The organism is Staphylococcus lloydii (assembly GCF_015775975.1).
Lineage (GTDB): Bacteria > Bacillota > Bacilli > Staphylococcales > Staphylococcaceae > Staphylococcus > Staphylococcus lloydii.
The window spans coordinates 1848771-1864999 of sequence record NZ_CP064056.1 but is presented as its reverse complement, the minus strand read 5'-3'; the positions used below and the strand labels follow the sequence as shown (position 1 = coordinate 1864999).

Sequence of the window (16229 nt, the reverse complement as noted above, 5' to 3'; positions counted from 1 at the left end):
TTTTTTAATGTTCATTTTTAGTTTGGTTGTTCTTAGGTTTGATTACTAAATCAAATAATATTATAAGAATGGTGAAAATAACAGCGATAATAATAGGTGTAACAAAGTTCAACGCTCCGCCACCTTCTAAACTATTTAAGACAAAATTAACCATTTCTAATAAGACGATTGCCCAAACTAATACAGCGAGGTATTTCATTAGTAATGCCTCCAATAACTTATATATAATTACATTATAATTAAAAGAGTGATATTTGTATAGCATAAATCGCTTACATTTTTACTTTTGCTTTGAGATAATATGGTGTGTAATTTATAATGTATAAAGCACAATTACTTTTGCAGCAAGATAAGTTCTTGTATTTAGAATAAAAGTTATGTTAAATTAATACCTGGTATTAAAATCGAAAATAAGAAGGTGTACGACCATGAATGTGGGTATTAAAGGTTTTGGGGCATACGCACCTGAAAATGTTGTAGACAATGCCTATTTTGAATCATTTTTAGAAACTTCAGATGAATGGATTTCAAAAATGACAGGTATAAAAGAAAGAAGATGGGCGAATGAGGATGAAGATACATCTGATTTGGCTTACAAAGCGAGTTTAAAAGCAATTGAAGACGCTGGAATTGAAGCGACAGATATAGATATGATTATGGTTGCTACTTCAACGGGAGACTATCCTTTTCCAACTGTAGCAAATATGTTGCAAACTAAATTAGGCATAGGTAAAGTTGCTTCTATGGATCAATTAGCTGCTTGTAGTGGTTTTATGTACGCTATAATCAATGCGCAACAATTTATCAAATCAGGCGATTATAAAAATATTTTAGTTGTAGGTGCCGATAAATTATCTAAAATAACAGATATGACAGACCGTTCAACAGCGATTCTTTTCGGCGATGGTGCTGGCGCTGCTATAATAGGTGAAGTATCTGAAGGTAGAGGCATATTAAGTTATGAGCTTGGTTCAGATGGTTCAGGCGGAGAATATTTATATTTAAATCCTGAAAATGGTAAAATTTTCATGAACGGTCGTGAAGTATTTAAGTTCGCAGTGAGAATAATGGGCGAGGCTTCAAATAAAGCTGTTGCTAAAGCAGGTTTACAACCAGAAGATGTTGATATGTTTGTGCCGCATCAAGCTAATATACGTATAATGGAGTCTGCACGCGAACGTTTAGGACTAGATAAATCTAAAATGAGTGTTTCTGTAAATAAATATGGAAATACGTCTGCTGCATCTATACCATTAAGTGTGGCTCAAGAATTAGAAAATAATAAAATAAAAGATGATGATGTCCTTGTTTTTGTAGGATTTGGCGGTGGCCTTACTTGGGGTGCCATTACATTAAGATGGGGTAAATAGGAGGTAAATTTATGAGTAAAGCACAACGTGTCGTTATTACTGGTGTGGGCGTATTATCACCAATCGGTAATGATGCCAAAACTTCTTGGGAAAATGCTTTGAATGGCGTTAACGGAATAGATAAAATAACTCGAATTGATACAGATCCTTATAATGTACATTTAGCAGGTGAATTAAAGGATTTCAATATTGAAAACTTCATTGAGAAAAAAGAAGCGAGACGTATGGACCGTTTCACTCAATATGCATTAGTTGCGGCTAGAGAAGCGGTACAAGATGCTAAGTTAGAAATTAATGAAGATAATGCTAACAATATCGGTGTTTGGATTGGTGCTGGTATTGGCGGCATGGAAACGTTCGAAAATGCACATAATACATTATTAAATAAAGGACCTAGACGTGTAAGTCCTTTCTTCGTTCCAATGTTAATTCCAGATATGGCGACAGGACAAGTGTCTATAGATTTAGGCGCTAAAGGACCTAACGGTTCAACTGTTACAGCTTGTGCAACTGGGACTAACTCAATTGGTGAAGCATTCAAAATTATACAACGTGGCGACGCTGATGCAATGATTACAGGTGGTACTGAAGCGCCTATTACTGATATGGCAATAGCTGGCTTTAGTGCTAGTCGTGCATTATCAACAAACGATGATCCTGAAACTGCTTGTAGACCATTCCAAATTGGTCGTGATGGCTTCGTTATGGGCGAAGGCGCTGGAATAGTCGTACTTGAATCATTAGAATCTGCTAAAGCAAGAGGTGCAGAAATCTATGCAGAAGTCGTAGGTTATGGTACTACAGGAGATGCTTATCATATTACTGCACCTGCACCAGAAGGTGAAGGCGGTTCACGTGCTATGCAAGCAGCAATTGACGATGCTGGTATCGAAGCGAAAGATATTCAATATTTAAATGCACACGGAACGAGTACACCAGTAGGTGACTTAACAGAAGTACAAGCAATTAAAAATACATTCGGTGAGGCATCTAAATCACTGAAAGTTAGTTCAACAAAATCAATGACTGGTCACTTATTAGGTGCAACAGGTGGCATTGAAGCAATTTTCTCAGCATTATCTATTAGAGATAGTCGTATTGCGCCAACGATTCATGTTGAATCACCTGACCCAGAATGTGATTTAGACTTTGTGCCTAACACAGCACAAGACCTAGATATTACTTATGCTATGAGTAACAGTCTTGGCTTTGGTGGACATAATGCTGTATTAGTATTTAAAAAGTTTGGCGAATAAAGTTATATTATTTAAGCTTTCCATTTTTAGTGGAAAGCTTTTTTATTTTGTAGAAATAAAGAGACAAGTAAGAAATTAACATTAGATCGCACAATATAAAGCATGTTTTCATTACTAATAATTAATGATAAGATAGGCTAACTACTAAAGGGCAGTATAGGGGTGAATGTAGCATGGGGAGATTTTTTAAATTATCTACAACTTTAAAAACGAGATTGCTTGCCGATTTTGTTCTTATCATTGCGAGCCAAGCTATTATGCCATTTATTGCACTTTATTTAACGAGTAAAGTTAATGCTGTTTTTGCTGGGACATTTTTAATTATTAATATTATCGCTGGCTTTTTGGTCACTTTTATTGGTGGTTATATAGGAGATAATTTATCACGTAAAAAGATATTAAATTGGGCACATATTTTGTATGCAGTAAGTTTAATTATTCTAAGTATAACTGTGACGATGGACGGATTTGGGTTGGTCATATTTTGTATTACGATTTTTCTTTTCGAATTATTATTTGCGGCTAGTGAACCTATTTTTGAAGCGGCCGTTATGGATGCAATTTATGAAGATGTAAGAGAATATGTGTATCAATTAATGTATTGGATGTTTAATATCGGCACGGCTATCGGTATGATGTTAGGTGCGTTGTTGTATTTAAGCCATAAACGTCTGTTATTTATATTATTTTTAGTAGCAATGCTCATAAGTTGGTACTTATTTGCTAAATTTTATCAAGTAGGGCAAGTATTCAAACAAAAAGATGATTTAACCTCAAAATTTAAACACTTTTTACAAAGCTATCATGTAGTGATTAAAGATAAGTATTATATGATATTAACATTAGGTTATTTAATGGTTATGATGGCGGAATTAAGCTTAAATTCTTATGTTGTCGTGAGGTTAAAAAATCAATTCGAGCCATTTCATGTATTTGGATTTACAATTGATGGCGTAAGAATGTTTACATTAATTATGATTATAAATACTGTTGTGGTAGCAACTTTAACTTTTACGGTTAATAAAATGATAGCAACGACTTCTAAAAAAGACGTTTTTAAAATTGGTATCGTCTTGTATACGCTTGGTTATGCTATTATGACATTTTCAAATAATGTGTGGGTACTCTGTTTATTTGCAGTGATAGCAACGTTGGGTGAATTAATTTATTCTCCTATTCAAAATGCGCGTCGTTTTTTAATGATTCCACATGATCAAAGAAGTACATACGCAACGTTTAATATGGTTTCTAACAATGGTGCACAAATATTAGCTAGATTTGGTTTAATACTCGGTGCATTTTTAGCGCCTTGGATGATGTCCATTTATGTTGCAGTGGTAGTATTAATTGGTTTTATTTTGCTATACTATGCCCTGTTTATGAACCCTAATATTGATGATTCGAACTAATAATTATAAAAATTTAAGATATAACTAAAAATGGAGTGACGATATCAATACGATGTCGTTACTCCATTTTTTTATAATGAGAAACTAATAACAATAGTAATAACAAAATAAATTAAATTGATAAAGAATGCATATTTGACCCATGATGCAACGACATAAGTGTCTTTTTTTACTTGTTGGGGGTTGAAAAAGTCATCGTCTGACATGGATGTACGCTGCTTTTTTGTGGAAAATTGATACTTCAATTTTCGGAAACCATAACTTGTCACATCAAACACACCATCTTGCACAATTATGAGAACGAAAGTAATGATACTTAAGATGGCAGATGTATAAAATAATATATTTAAAAAATTTATAAAAGATTTGTCGTTAAAAATCCATATTAAGAAAGAGCATAAGGGTGCGAATAAAACCCAAATTATTATTTTACGAATTAACTGCATAAAAAATCCTCCCAAGCCTTAGTATATTAATTGTAACTGAATCCAAATTAAAACTGAATAGCCTTTTTATATGAAGAATTAAAAAGCTATTAACTCAAAAATATTTCATTGATATAAGTTAGTTACTTTAATAATGTGAAGCAAAACTATATTGATTAATACGTAAAAGAAATATATAATAATATTAATATTTCTGAAAATTATGAAAGGAATGTTAATTTTGAAAATTTAAGGGGGATGGATTTATGCTTAAATATGTTTTGAAGCGTTTAGGTTACATGGTGTTGTCATTGTTTATTATCATATCAATCACTTTTTTCCTAATGAAGCTTATGCCTGGTTCACCATTTAATGATGAAAAATTAAATGATGAACAAAAACAAATACTGAATGAAAAGTATGGGTTGAATGAACCAGTCGCAGTACAATATGGTCATTATTTAAAAAATGTTGTTACTGGTGATTTTGGTAATTCCTTCCAATACGATAATCAACCAGTATGGGATTTGATTAAACCTAGATTAGTACCATCAATGGAAATGGGACTTTCAGCAATGGTTATTGGTATTGTATTAGGTCTGTTTTTAGGAGTAGTTGCTGCTGTAAGACAAAATACATGGGTAGATTATACAGCCACCGTAATATCAGTTATCGCTGTGTCAGTACCATCATTCGTATTAGCTGTATTATTACAATACGCATTCTCAGTAAGATTGAATTGGTTCCCAGTTGCAGGTTGGGAAGGTTTTTCAACTGCTGTGTTACCATCGTTAGCACTTTCAGCTACTGTTTTGGCTACTGTTGCGAGATACATAAGAGCAGAGATGATAGAGGTATTAAGTTCTGATTATATTTTAATGGCTAGAGCTAAAGGGAACTCTACAATGAGAGTATTATTCGGACATGCGTTAAGAAATGCATTAATACCAGTTATCACAATAATCGTACCTATGTTAGCAGGAATTTTAACAGGGACATTAACAATTGAAAATATATTTGGTGTGCCTGGTTTAGGGGATCAGTTCGTACGCTCAATTACAACAAACGACTTTTCTGTAATAATGGCTACTACAATATTATTTAGTACATTATTCATCGTTTCTATCTTCATTGTAGACATTTTATATGGCGTGATTGATCCACGTATTCGTGTACAAGGAGGTAAGAAATAATGGCAGAAAATAAAAATAGTTTCGAAAATAATGAACCTTCAAACGCTGTAATGGCAAATGCTTCAAATGCAATTATGGCTGAGGACTTTGTACGTAGCAATGCAGACATAGAAAAAGAACCTGAAATTCAAAGAGAGAGTAAAAACTTTTGGCAAGACGCTTGGAGTCAATTAAAAAGAAATAAACTAGCAGTGGTAGGAATGATAGGGCTTATCGTTATTATTATTTTAGCACTAGTAGGACCTATGATTAGCTCACATAGTTATTCCGATCAAAATGTTCAAAGTAGAAATTTACCGCCTAAAGTTCCTGTGTTAGATAAAGTGTCTTTTTTACCATTCGATGGTGAAGGTGCTCAAGGTGTAAATGCTTATAAAGAAGCCGGAGCTAAAGAAAATTATTGGTTTGGGACAGACCAATTAGGTAGAGATTTATGGACGAGAACTTGGCAAGGAACACAAGTTTCATTATTTATCGGTGTCGTAGCCGCCTTATTAGATATTTTTATTGGGGTTGTCTATGGTGCGATATCTGGGTTCTTTGGAGGTAGGTTGGATAATATTATGCAACGTATCATCGAAATCATTGCATCAATACCTAACTTAATCGTCGTGATTTTATTCGTATTGATATTTGAACCTTCAATATGGACTATTATTTTAGCGATGGCTATTACCGGTTGGATAGGAATGAGCCGTGTCGTACGTGGCGAATTTTTAAAATTAAAAACACAAGAATTTGTATTAGCATCTAAAACATTAGGTAGTTCAAAGACTAAATTGATATTCAAACATATTTTACCTAATACTTTAGGTGCAATAGTTGTAACTTCTATGTTTACAGTGCCAAGTGCGATTTTCTTCGAGGCATTTTTAAGTTTTATCGGTATTGGGGTGCCGGCTCCTAGAACTTCACTAGGGTCGCTCGTAAATGATGGACGTGCAATGTTACTTATTCATCCGCATGAATTATTTATTCCTGCCATTATTTTAAGTTTATTAATATTATTCTTCTATCTATTTAGTGACGGCTTACGCGATGCGTTTGACCCTAAAATGCGTAAATAACAAAGGAGGCATATATCATGTCAGAAAGAATATTAGAAGTGAGCGACTTGCATGTTTCCTTTGACATAGACGCAGGGGAAGTGCAAGCAGTAAGAGGTGTAGATTTTTATTTAGACAAAGGGGAGACTTTAGCTATCGTAGGTGAATCTGGTTCTGGGAAATCAGTAACAACAAAGGCGATAACTAAATTATTCCAAGGAGATACAGGAAGAATTAAAAAAGGTAAGATAGATTTTCTTGGCGAAGACTTAGCTAAAAAGAGTGAGCAAGAGCTTATCAAACTTCGTGGTAAAGATATTTCGATGATTTTCCAAGATCCTATGACTTCATTAAATCCAACGATGAAGATAGGTAAACAAGTAATGGAACCGCTCATTAAACATAAAAATTATACGAAATCAAACGCTAAGAAAAGAGCACTTGAAATTTTAAATTTAGTTGGTTTGCCTAATGCAGAACAACGATTTGGCGCTTATCCGCACCAATTCTCAGGTGGACAAAGACAAAGAATTGTTATTGCAACAGCATTAGCATGTGAACCTAAAGTCCTTATTGCAGACGAACCGACAACCGCATTAGACGTAACGATGCAAGCGCAAATATTAGATTTGATGAAAGAATTACAAGATAAAATTGATACTTCCATCATCTTTATTACACATGATTTAGGTGTAGTAGCGAATATCGCTGACAGAGTAGCAGTTATGTATGGTGGACAAATGGTCGAAACAGGCAATGCGAGCGAGATATTCTATGATCCTAAGCATCCATATACGTGGGGACTGTTATCATCAATGCCAGACTTAACAACTGGTTCTGACACAGAGTTATTAGCTATACCTGGAACGCCACCGGATTTATTACATCCACCTAAAGGGGATGCTTTTGCACGACGAAGTAAATTTGCTTTAGATGTTGATTTTAAAGAAACGCCACCATGGTTTAAAGTGTCACCGACACACTTTGTGAAATCTTGGCTTCTAGATGAACGTGCACCACATGTTGATCCACCATTAATGGTTCAAAAACGTTTGCGTAGCATGCCTAATAATTACGATAAGCCGCAACAGGTAGAAAGGGTGTCGTTTGATGGTCAATAATAAAGAAACTTTACTAGAAGTGAAAAATCTAAAACAATATTTTAATGAAGGAAAGAAAAACGAAGTTCGAGCTATTGAAAATATTTCATTTGATATTTATAAAGGAGAAACATTTGGATTAGTTGGCGAATCGGGTTGCGGGAAGTCAACTACTGGTAAGGCAATCATAAAGCTAGATGATATTTCTGGTGGCGAAATCCTTTACGAAGGCGTCGACATTCAAAAGATTAAAAATAGAAAAGACTTATTAAAATTCAATAAAAAAATTCAAATGATTTTCCAAGATCCATATGCATCGCTAAATCCAAGATTAAAAGTTATGGATATTGTTGGGGAAGGCATCGATATTCATAAATTAGCTTCATCTACTAGAGAACGCAAGAAACGTGTTTATGACATGTTGGAAACAGTTGGTTTAAGTAAAGAACATGCCAATAGATATCCACACGAATTCTCAGGTGGGCAAAGACAAAGAATTGGTATTGCACGTGCATTGGCAGTAGAACCAGAATTTATTATTGCAGATGAACCTATTTCAGCTTTGGACGTTTCTATTCAAGCTCAAGTTGTCAATCTGTTATTAAAATTACAACGAGAACATGGGATTACTTTCTTATTCATTGCGCATGATTTATCAATGGTGAAATATATTTCGGATAGAATTGCGGTAATGCACTTTGGGAAAATAGTTGAATTAGGACCTTCTGACGAGATATATCATAATCCATTGCATCCTTATACTAAATCTTTATTATCAGCGATTCCGCAACCGGATCCAGATTCAGAAAAAGAACGTAAAAGAATCGTATATAAAGAAGATGCATCAAAAAATAATGAACGTTCATTGCAAGAAATAACACCAAATCATTATGTGTTTGTTACTAACGACGAAGCCCAAAATTTAACAGCAAAATATACACAAACTCAACAATAAAGGGGAAGGGGGAGTTCGATGAAAAAATTCAAATTACCAATAATAATAATTGCTTTTATTACTTTCCTAGCGGGTTGTAGTAATGGAGACGGCATTTATTCAGACAAAGGACAAGTTTTTAGAAAAGTACTGCCTCAAGATATGGCTTCATTAGACACTGCTTTGGTTACAGATACAGTTTCATTTGATATTTTTAACCAAGTATATGAAGGTTTATATACATTAGATAAAAATGATAAAGCTATTCCAGGTGTTGCTAAAGAAATGCCAGAAAAAACTAATGGCGGTAAAACTCTTACGATTAAATTGCGAAAAAATGCAAAATGGTCTAATGGTGAACCTGTAACGGCACATGACTTTGTATATTCTTGGAGACGTGCTATTAATCCTGATACAGCTTCAGAATATGCATACATAATGTACGATATTAAAAATGCTGAAGAAATAAATTTAGGGAAAAAGAAAGTAAAAGATTTAGGGGTTAAAGCAGTTGATGATCACACACTAAAAGTGGAATTAACTAAACCTATTCCATATATAGATGAATTATTTGCATTTGGCGTGTTTATGCCTGTTAATAAACATGCTGTAGAGAAATACGGTGAACAATATGGGACTAAAGCGAGTAAAGCAGTTTATAATGGACCATTCAAGGTAAAAGATTGGAAAGTTGAAGATAAAATTCAACTTGTAAAAAATAATGATTATTGGGATAAAAAACATGTAAGCTTAGACCGAGTAAACTACAAAATTCTTAAAGACCAACAAGCTGGTGCTTCTTTATATGATACAGGTTCAACTGATGATACGACTATAACAGCCGACCAAGTAGATAAATATAAAGATAATCCTGCACTTAAGAAACGTTTATTAGCAAGTACATTCTTTATAAAATTAAATCAAAAGGATGTGCCTGCATTTAAAAATAAAAAAATGCGTTTAGCAATTTCTCAAGCTATTGATAAACAAGGCTATGTTGATAGTGTTAAGAATAATGGTTCTACAGCATTTGATGGTTTCACTTCTAAATTAACAGCTAAAACTACAGATGGGAAAGATTTCGCTGATACAATTAAGTCACCATTAACTTATAATCCTAAAGCTGCGAAAGAAAACCTTGAAAAAGCTAAAAAAGAATTGGGTGTGAAAGAAATCACCTTTAAAATGAATACTGAAGATACACCAGATGCCAAGATTTCTGCTGAGTATATCAAATCTCAAGTCGAAAAGAACTTACCTGGTGTAACTATGAAAATTCAGCAATTACCGTTTAAACAAAGAGTTAATAGAGAACTTTCACAAAATTATGAAGCATCATTATCTGGTTGGGGCCCTGACTATCCAGATCCACTTACATTCTTAAACACGATGACAACTGGAAATTCACAAAATAGAACTGGTTGGAGTAATAAAGAATTTGATAAATTAACTAAAGAAGCGAATGGCCCATTATTGAAAAAACCAAAAGAGCGTGAAGCAGCAATGAAAAAAGCAGAAGAATTACTGTTACATGACGCACCAGTCGCACCTATCTATCAAAAAGGTGAAGCGCATCTAACAAATCCACAGGTTAAAGGGTTGTTCTATCATCAAATAGGTGGAGATACTTCTTTAAAATACGTCAAAATTGATAAAAGCATCAATAGAAAAACAGGTAAAAAGAAAAAAGATAACTAATTAAAAAGACCCTTCGAGCATTTTCTCGAAGGGTTTTTTTAATAAAAAAAGAAGCAAACTTTAAAATGATTTGCTTCTTAATATTTGTTATCTTTTGCGTCCTAAGCCCATTGCTTTTTCCATTTTCTTCAATGTTTTGAATGAAGCTTTATGTGCTTTGTCTCTACCATCATCTAATATGTCGTCTAATTTATCTGAATTATAATAGTCATTATATTTTGCTTGGAAATCTGTAAGGAATTCTTTGACGACTTCGGCTAAGTCAGCTTTGAATGTACCATAATTTGAATCTTTATATTTTGATACTAAATCTTCAATAGATTCATCAGTTAAACTAGAGTATATAGATAATAAATTCGTAACACCTGGTTTTTGTTCGCGATCAAACTTAATCACGCCATCAGAGTCTGTTACTGCACTTTTTATTTTCTTAGCTGCAACATTAGGTTCGTCCAATAATGAAATAAAGTTTTTCTGGTTATCATCACTTTTACTCATTTTTTTAGTTGGATCTTGTAAGCTCATTACACGACCGCCAACTTTTGGCATGCGAATTTCAGGTTTTATAAGGATATCATTGTAACGGCTATTAAAGCGGTCTACTAAATTACGTGTTAATTCTATATGTTGTTTTTGGTCTTCTCCGACAGGCACAATATTTGTGTTGTAAATTACAATATCAGCTGCCATAAGTGGCGGATATGTAAGTAAGCCTGCTGGGACTCCCTCAACTTGCTTTTGAGATTTATCTTTAAATTGAGTCATGCGTTCTAACTCACCTATAGAAGCAATCGTCGTTAACATCCAACTTGCTTGGACATGTGCAGGAACTTCAGATTGGATAAATAGCGTTGATTTCTCAGGGTCAATGCCTGATGCTAGATAGATTGCTGCGAGTTGTCGAATTTGTTTACGTAGTTTTAAACGATCTTGCGGTACCGTAATGGCATGTTGATCAACAATGCAAAAATAACAATTGTAATCATCTTGTACGTCACTAAATTGTTTTAATGCACCGATATAATTTCCTATTGTTGGTATACCACTAGGCTGGATACCTGAAAAAAGAGTTTCCATTAATGATGCCCACTTTCTATTTTTTTCTAATTTATTATCCATTATAACAGTATTTCAATCATTTGTAAGTTATGTTACACTTAATGCATAGTGTTTCTATGTGTAAATTAAACAAAGAAAATTTACTAATTTCTAAAAAAATTTAGAAATTAAAGAATTTCTCATTTAATTTTAATCTTAGGGCAGTATAATATAGTTATGTAAGGTTAAGATATAAATTTTAACTAGTTTTCAACTAAATCTTAATCATATAAATAATTTAAACAATGAATTTTATTCATGATAATAGGAGAGTGAGATGTATGGTAACATTATTTACTTCACCAAGTTGCACATCTTGCCGTAAAGCGAAAGCATGGTTACAAGAACATGACATTCCGTATACGGAGCGTAACATTTTTTCTGAACACTTAACAATTGATGAAATTAAACAAATTTTAAAAATGACTGAAGATGGTACAGATGAAATTATCTCTACACGTTCTAAAACTTACCAAAAATTAAACGTGGATATTGATGCACTTCCACTTCAAGATTTATATGCAATTATTCAAGACAACCCTGGATTATTACGTCGTCCAATAATTTTAGACGACAAACGTTTACAGGTTGGTTATAACGAAGACGAAATCAGAAGATTCTTGCCAAGAAAAGTCCGTACTTTCCAATTACAAGAAGCGCAACGTATGGTTGATTAATTTTAATATATAATAACAAGTCATAAGACAACGTTTGATGATTATAATCTTTAATTCGTAGTTTTATGGCTTTTATTGTATATTTTGAAATTTAAATCACCGATATAATGTAACTAATTGTAACAGCACCGGATTATGAGTGCTGTTTTTTTGGTATATTTTGGGGTATATGTTAATATAAGGAATCGATAGAAAATAGTAAAAATTAATCAAACAAATTTATTGTAATTCTTACTACGTTCTACTACAATATGATTACTATTCATCGACTGTAAGGAGTGAGATGATATGAGAATAGAGCGTGTTGACGATACAACAGTTAAATTATTTATTACGTATAGTGACATAGAAGCTAGAGGTTTCAAACGCGAAGATTTATGGACTAATCGCAAGCGTGGAGAAGAATTTTTTTGGAATATGATGGAAGAAGTTAATGAAGAAGAAGACTTTGTTGTAGAAGGTCCTTTATGGATTCAAGTTCATGCTTTTGAAAAAGGCGTAGAAGTTACAATTTCTAAATCTAAAAATGAAGATTTAATGAATATGTCAGAAGAAGAAGCTAATGAACAAATGGACTATCAAGTTAGTGATATCTTGTCACAAACATTTGATCAAGAAGAAAGTCTAGAAGATCTATTAGAACAAAAAAGTGAAGCTCCAAACAATAATAGCAAAAAACAAAATGAGTCTAAACGACAAAATGTACGTACAGTTATAGTGAAATTTAATGATTTAGAAGAAGTTATTAATTATGCTTATCATAATAATATTAGTGTTTCCGAGTTTGAAGACTTATTATTTAGTCTTAATAATGAATATTATTATGCAATATACTTTGATAAATCAGTAGACCAAGAAGTTATCAACGATAGTTATAGCCAATTATTAGAATTTGGTTCTCCTACGGATAAATCTGAAGTGTATTTAAATGATTACGCTAAAGTAATTATGAGTCATAACGTGACTTCTCAAGTACGTCGTTATTTCACTGACACAGTACAATAAATTGATATAAGTATTTTGAAGAGCCAACTATTTGGCTCTTTTTTTATTGTCTTTATAAAGTAAAGTGGGCAATAGTTGCGTGTTACATTAAGAGGTGATTGTTGTGCTATATGGTAAGAATAAACAAGGCACAGTTGTACATGCAGCTAATGCATCGAAAGATTGTAACTATTATTGTCCACTTTGTTGCCAAAAGTTAATGTTAAAACGAGGGAAGTGTAAGTGTGCACATTTTGCGCACCATGAAATAAATTGCACATATAAGGAAGAATCTTATGTTCATTATCAGGCAAAGTATCGTTGGGCCAATCTTTAAAAGATTTAGGTATGACTGTACAAATAGAACCCTATTTAAAGGAATGTCATCAAATTCCTGATATTTTAATAAATAATAAAATAATCTTAGAAATCCAATGCTCTCCAATCACGGTACAACAATTACAAACTAGAACGAGCGCATATAATAATTTAGGTTATATTGTAATTTGGATTATCAAAGATACCTTCAAAGATAAAAGTGTATTGTCACTTAATGCATTTCAATCTGCTTGTATTAATCCGCATAAGCAGCAATTATTTTTATGGAATACGCATAAAAGTCGCTTATATTGTTTTAAACATTTAATTGCGCTTGGTGGAAATAGATTTATTGGTGAGCAAACAGGTGATGGCTTAACTGAAATATTTAACGCTGACAAAATGAGAAAAGTAGTATATAGATTAAGTCGTGCATGTGGAATGAAATTTTTAACTCAATGTAGAAGAAAGCGTTCAGTATTAGAGCCGAACCTGAGTATTATGTATAACTTAAAACTAAGTGATGATTGGGTTTGTGAAAACTTAAATTTTATCTTTCCTGAACAAATCTTCCTCAAAACACACCCTATGAGTTGGCAATTACAATTGTTTAACTTGTTAAAACAAAATAATTATTCTATCGAAATTTTTAAAGATACTATCAATTTTAGACAGTTTGCACAACCGAATATTGACTATACAGTACATGTTAATAATCTTGTACAACAATTTAAGCGGCAGTTTGCTGATTTTAGCAGTAATGACGTGCAAAAATAGCAATCTCGTGAGAAAATTAATATAAATCGATATTAGGAGGTTTACTTTATGAGTCAACAATTAACGAGAGAAGAACAAGAGCGTAAATATCCTGAATATACATGGGATTTAACTACAATTTTTGAATCTGATGAAGCTTTTGAAGCGGCTTTCAAAGAAGTAGAATCTTATTTAGGACAAGAAGAACAATTTAAAGGACACTTGGGAGATAGTGCCGAGACACTTTATCAAGCTTTAGCATTGGAAGATGAAGCTGAGGCTAAACTTGAAAAAGTATACGTATACGCTCATTTAAAACAAGACCAAGATACAGCAAATGATAAATATACAGGGTTTGAAGCGAGAGCACACCAATTAATTATTAAATTTAGCTCAAGCTGGAGTTTTTTAGTGCCAGAAATTTTACAAATAGATGAAGCCACTATAAAACAATTTATTAGTGAAAATGACAATTTAAAACGTTATGAATTTGATTTACAACTAATAAATGAAAACAGACCACATGTATTATCTGCAGATAAAGAAAAGATGTTAACAGAAGCACAGGATGCTTTATCAACGCCAGATAATGTTTATGGTATGTTTAGCAATGCCGATTTAGAATTTGAAGATGCCGTTGATAGCGAAGGTAATCGCCATCCACTTACTCAAGGTACATTCATTAAATGTTTAGAATCAGATGATCGTGTATTAAGAAAATCAGCTTTTGATAACTTCTATAAGCAATATGGTGCATACAACAATACACTAAGCGCAACATTAGCAGGTGAAGTGAAGAAAAATATATTTAACGCACGTACACATAATTATAAAACTGCACGAGAAGCAGCATTAAGTCGTAACCATATTCCTGAACAAGTGTATGATAACTTAGTAAAAACAGTTCATAAATATTTACCATTGCTACATCGATACACTGAGTTACGTAAAGAACTATTAGGTTTAGATGACATGAAAATGTATGACTTATATACGCCACTTGTGAAAAATGTGAAGTTTGAAATGCCATATGAAGAGGCTAAACAATGGATGATTAAGGCACTACAACCTATGGGCGAAACTTATATGAATGTTGTCAATGAAGGCTTAAATAATGGCTGGGTTGATGTTTATGAAAATAAAGGTAAACGTTCAGGTGGTTATTCTTCAGGTGGCCATTTAACTAACCCATTCATCTTACTTAACTGGTCAGATACAGTTTCAGATTTATATACTTTAGTACATGAATTTGGCCATTCGGCACACAGTTATTTCAGTCGTCAAAATCAACCTTCTAATCTTAGTGACTATACAATATTCGTTGCAGAAGTAGCTTCTACTTGTAACGAAGCACTATTAAGTGATTATATGGACAAACATTTAGACGATGAACGTCGCTTATTACTTTTAAACCAAGAATTAGAACGTTTTAGAGCTACGTTATTCCGTCAAACAATGTTTGCAGAATTTGAACATAAAATTCATGCTATTGAAGAAGCAGGAGAGCCATTAACAGCTAATAGAATGAATGAAGAATATGCAAAATTAAATCAACAATATTTTGGTGATGCAGTTGAAACTGATGAGAATATTAGCAAAGAATGGTCAAGAATACCTCATTTCTATATGAATTATTATGTGTATCAATATGCAACAGGTTATAGTGCAGCACAAAGTTTAAGTCATCAAATTTTAACTGAAGGACAACCTGCAGTGGATCGTTATATCAACGAATTCTTGAAAAAAGGTAGTTCAGATTACCCAATTGAAATATTAAAAAATGCAGGGGTAGACATGACAACACCTGAACCAATTGAACAAGCGTGTGAAGTTTTTGAACAAAAATTAGATGCTTTTGAAAAACTTATGAAAGCTTAACATGAATGTATTCGTTTACAATTTGACGAGTTTATGACAAATAAAATTTATTAGAATTTTTAGGTTGAAAAGGGTATAGGAGCGTGT

The 16229-nt window shown here is 32.9% G+C and carries 16 protein-coding genes; 13 read left to right on the top strand and 3 right to left on the bottom strand.

What is annotated here, in order from left to right:
- Positions 1-4: 4 nt before the first annotated feature.
- Positions 5-199, bottom strand: a complete 195-nt coding sequence (locus ISP08_RS09055; protein WP_195718403.1) for a YjzD family protein — start codon at positions 197-199, stop codon at positions 5-7.
- Positions 200-428: 229 nt separating this feature from the next.
- On the opposite strand from ISP08_RS09055, the gene ISP08_RS09050 reads away from it, so the two are divergent.
- The 3 genes from ISP08_RS09050 (at position 429) to ISP08_RS09040 (ending at position 4035) form a co-directional block, all read left to right on the top strand.
- Positions 429-1370: a beta-ketoacyl-ACP synthase III gene (locus ISP08_RS09050; protein ID WP_048792702.1), complete on the top strand. Its 942-nt coding sequence runs from the start codon at positions 429-431 to the stop codon at positions 1368-1370.
- Positions 1371-1381: 11 nt separating this feature from the next.
- The gene (gene fabF, locus ISP08_RS09045) at positions 1382-2626 is read left to right on the top strand and encodes a beta-ketoacyl-ACP synthase II (protein ID WP_195718402.1); all 1245 of its coding nucleotides are present in this window, start codon (positions 1382-1384) and stop codon (positions 2624-2626) included.
- A 173-nt stretch (positions 2627-2799) separates the two neighbouring features.
- On the top strand, positions 2800-4035 hold the full coding sequence (locus ISP08_RS09040) for an MFS transporter (protein ID WP_195718401.1): 1236 nt from the start codon (positions 2800-2802) through the stop codon (positions 4033-4035).
- 71 nt (positions 4036-4106) lie between these two features.
- Here ISP08_RS09040 and ISP08_RS09035 read toward each other — a convergent pair whose 3' ends face one another.
- The gene (locus ISP08_RS09035) at positions 4107-4481 is read right to left on the bottom strand and encodes a DUF3899 domain-containing protein (RefSeq protein ID WP_195718400.1); all 375 of its coding nucleotides are present in this window, start codon (positions 4479-4481) and stop codon (positions 4107-4109) included.
- 245 nt (positions 4482-4726) lie between these two features.
- Between ISP08_RS09035 and opp3b the strand changes: the two genes are divergently transcribed.
- From opp3b to ISP08_RS09010, 5 genes are read left to right on the top strand one after another with little or no spacing between them, the layout of a single operon-like run.
- Entirely contained in the window at positions 4727-5653 is a 927-nt protein-coding gene (gene opp3b / locus ISP08_RS09030) for an oligopeptide ABC transporter permease (RefSeq protein ID WP_195718399.1), read from the top strand.
- A complete protein-coding gene (gene opp3C, locus ISP08_RS09025) occupies positions 5653-6720 on the top strand; it encodes an oligopeptide ABC transporter permease (RefSeq protein ID WP_195718398.1) in 1068 nt (355 codons plus the stop codon). Before opp3b ends, opp3C begins: the two co-directional genes overlap by 1 nt.
- Positions 6721-6737: 17 nt before the next feature.
- Entirely contained in the window at positions 6738-7820 is a 1083-nt protein-coding gene (locus tag ISP08_RS09020; protein WP_195718397.1) for an ABC transporter ATP-binding protein, read from the top strand.
- Positions 7810-8754: an ABC transporter ATP-binding protein gene (locus ISP08_RS09015; protein ID WP_195718396.1), complete on the top strand. Its 945-nt coding sequence runs from the start codon at positions 7810-7812 to the stop codon at positions 8752-8754. Before ISP08_RS09020 ends, ISP08_RS09015 begins: the two co-directional genes overlap by 11 nt.
- 18 nt (positions 8755-8772) lie before the next feature.
- Positions 8773-10431, top strand: a complete 1659-nt coding sequence (locus ISP08_RS09010) for a peptide ABC transporter substrate-binding protein (protein ID WP_195718395.1) — start codon at positions 8773-8775, stop codon at positions 10429-10431.
- Between the two features lie 87 nt (positions 10432-10518).
- On the opposite strand, the gene trpS is transcribed toward ISP08_RS09010, so the two are convergent.
- On the bottom strand, positions 10519-11508 hold the full coding sequence (trpS, locus tag ISP08_RS09005; protein ID WP_048792711.1) for a tryptophan--tRNA ligase: 990 nt from the start codon (positions 11506-11508) through the stop codon (positions 10519-10521).
- A 302-nt stretch (positions 11509-11810) separates the two neighbouring features.
- Between trpS and spxA the strand changes: the two genes are divergently transcribed.
- The 5 genes from spxA (at position 11811) to pepF (ending at position 16142) form a co-directional block, all read left to right on the top strand.
- Positions 11811-12206: a transcriptional regulator SpxA gene (gene spxA, locus ISP08_RS09000; protein ID WP_048792712.1), complete on the top strand. Its 396-nt coding sequence runs from the start codon at positions 11811-11813 to the stop codon at positions 12204-12206.
- A 288-nt stretch (positions 12207-12494) separates the two neighbouring features.
- Complete coding sequence (gene mecA / locus ISP08_RS08995) at positions 12495-13211, top strand: adaptor protein MecA (protein WP_048792713.1); 717 nt, start codon at positions 12495-12497, stop codon at positions 13209-13211.
- 94 nt (positions 13212-13305) lie between these two features.
- Positions 13306-13527: a competence protein CoiA family protein gene (locus ISP08_RS13045; protein ID WP_459213914.1), complete on the top strand. Its 222-nt coding sequence runs from the start codon at positions 13306-13308 to the stop codon at positions 13525-13527.
- Complete coding sequence (locus ISP08_RS08985) at positions 13482-14285, top strand: competence protein CoiA family protein (RefSeq protein ID WP_279610852.1); 804 nt, start codon at positions 13482-13484, stop codon at positions 14283-14285. The genes ISP08_RS13045 and ISP08_RS08985 overlap by 46 nt, the downstream gene beginning before the upstream one ends.
- 48 nt (positions 14286-14333) lie before the next feature.
- Positions 14334-16142 carry an oligoendopeptidase F gene (gene pepF, locus ISP08_RS08980; protein WP_195718392.1) on the top strand — a complete coding sequence of 603 codons (1809 nt, stop codon included), beginning with the start codon at positions 14334-14336 and terminating at the stop codon, positions 16140-16142.
- The last annotated feature ends 87 nt before the right edge of the window (positions 16143-16229 follow it).

Coding starts and splice junctions, on each gene's coding strand:
- mecA (WP_048792713.1), top strand. CDS start 12,495: ATGAGAATAGAGCGTGTTGACGATACAACAGTTAAATTATTTATTACG.
- ISP08_RS09020 (WP_195718397.1), top strand. CDS start 6,738: ATGTCAGAAAGAATATTAGAAGTGAGCGACTTGCATGTTTCCTTTGAC.
- pepF (WP_195718392.1), top strand. CDS start 14,334: ATGAGTCAACAATTAACGAGAGAAGAACAAGAGCGTAAATATCCTGAA.
- spxA (WP_048792712.1), top strand. CDS start 11,811: ATGGTAACATTATTTACTTCACCAAGTTGCACATCTTGCCGTAAAGCG.
- ISP08_RS09050 (WP_048792702.1), top strand. CDS start 429: ATGAATGTGGGTATTAAAGGTTTTGGGGCATACGCACCTGAAAATGTT.
- ISP08_RS09010 (WP_195718395.1), top strand. CDS start 8,773: ATGAAAAAATTCAAATTACCAATAATAATAATTGCTTTTATTACTTTC.
- ISP08_RS09040 (WP_195718401.1), top strand. CDS start 2,800: ATGGGGAGATTTTTTAAATTATCTACAACTTTAAAAACGAGATTGCTT.
- fabF (WP_195718402.1), top strand. CDS start 1,382: ATGAGTAAAGCACAACGTGTCGTTATTACTGGTGTGGGCGTATTATCA.
- opp3b (WP_195718399.1), top strand. CDS start 4,727: ATGCTTAAATATGTTTTGAAGCGTTTAGGTTACATGGTGTTGTCATTG.
- ISP08_RS09015 (WP_195718396.1), top strand. CDS start 7,810: ATGGTCAATAATAAAGAAACTTTACTAGAAGTGAAAAATCTAAAACAA.
- trpS (WP_048792711.1), bottom strand. CDS start 11,508: ATGGAAACTCTTTTTTCAGGTATCCAGCCTAGTGGTATACCAACAATA.
- ISP08_RS09035 (WP_195718400.1), bottom strand. CDS start 4,481: ATGCAGTTAATTCGTAAAATAATAATTTGGGTTTTATTCGCACCCTTA.
- opp3C (WP_195718398.1), top strand. CDS start 5,653: ATGGCAGAAAATAAAAATAGTTTCGAAAATAATGAACCTTCAAACGCT.
- ISP08_RS09055 (WP_195718403.1), bottom strand. CDS start 199: ATGAAATACCTCGCTGTATTAGTTTGGGCAATCGTCTTATTAGAAATG.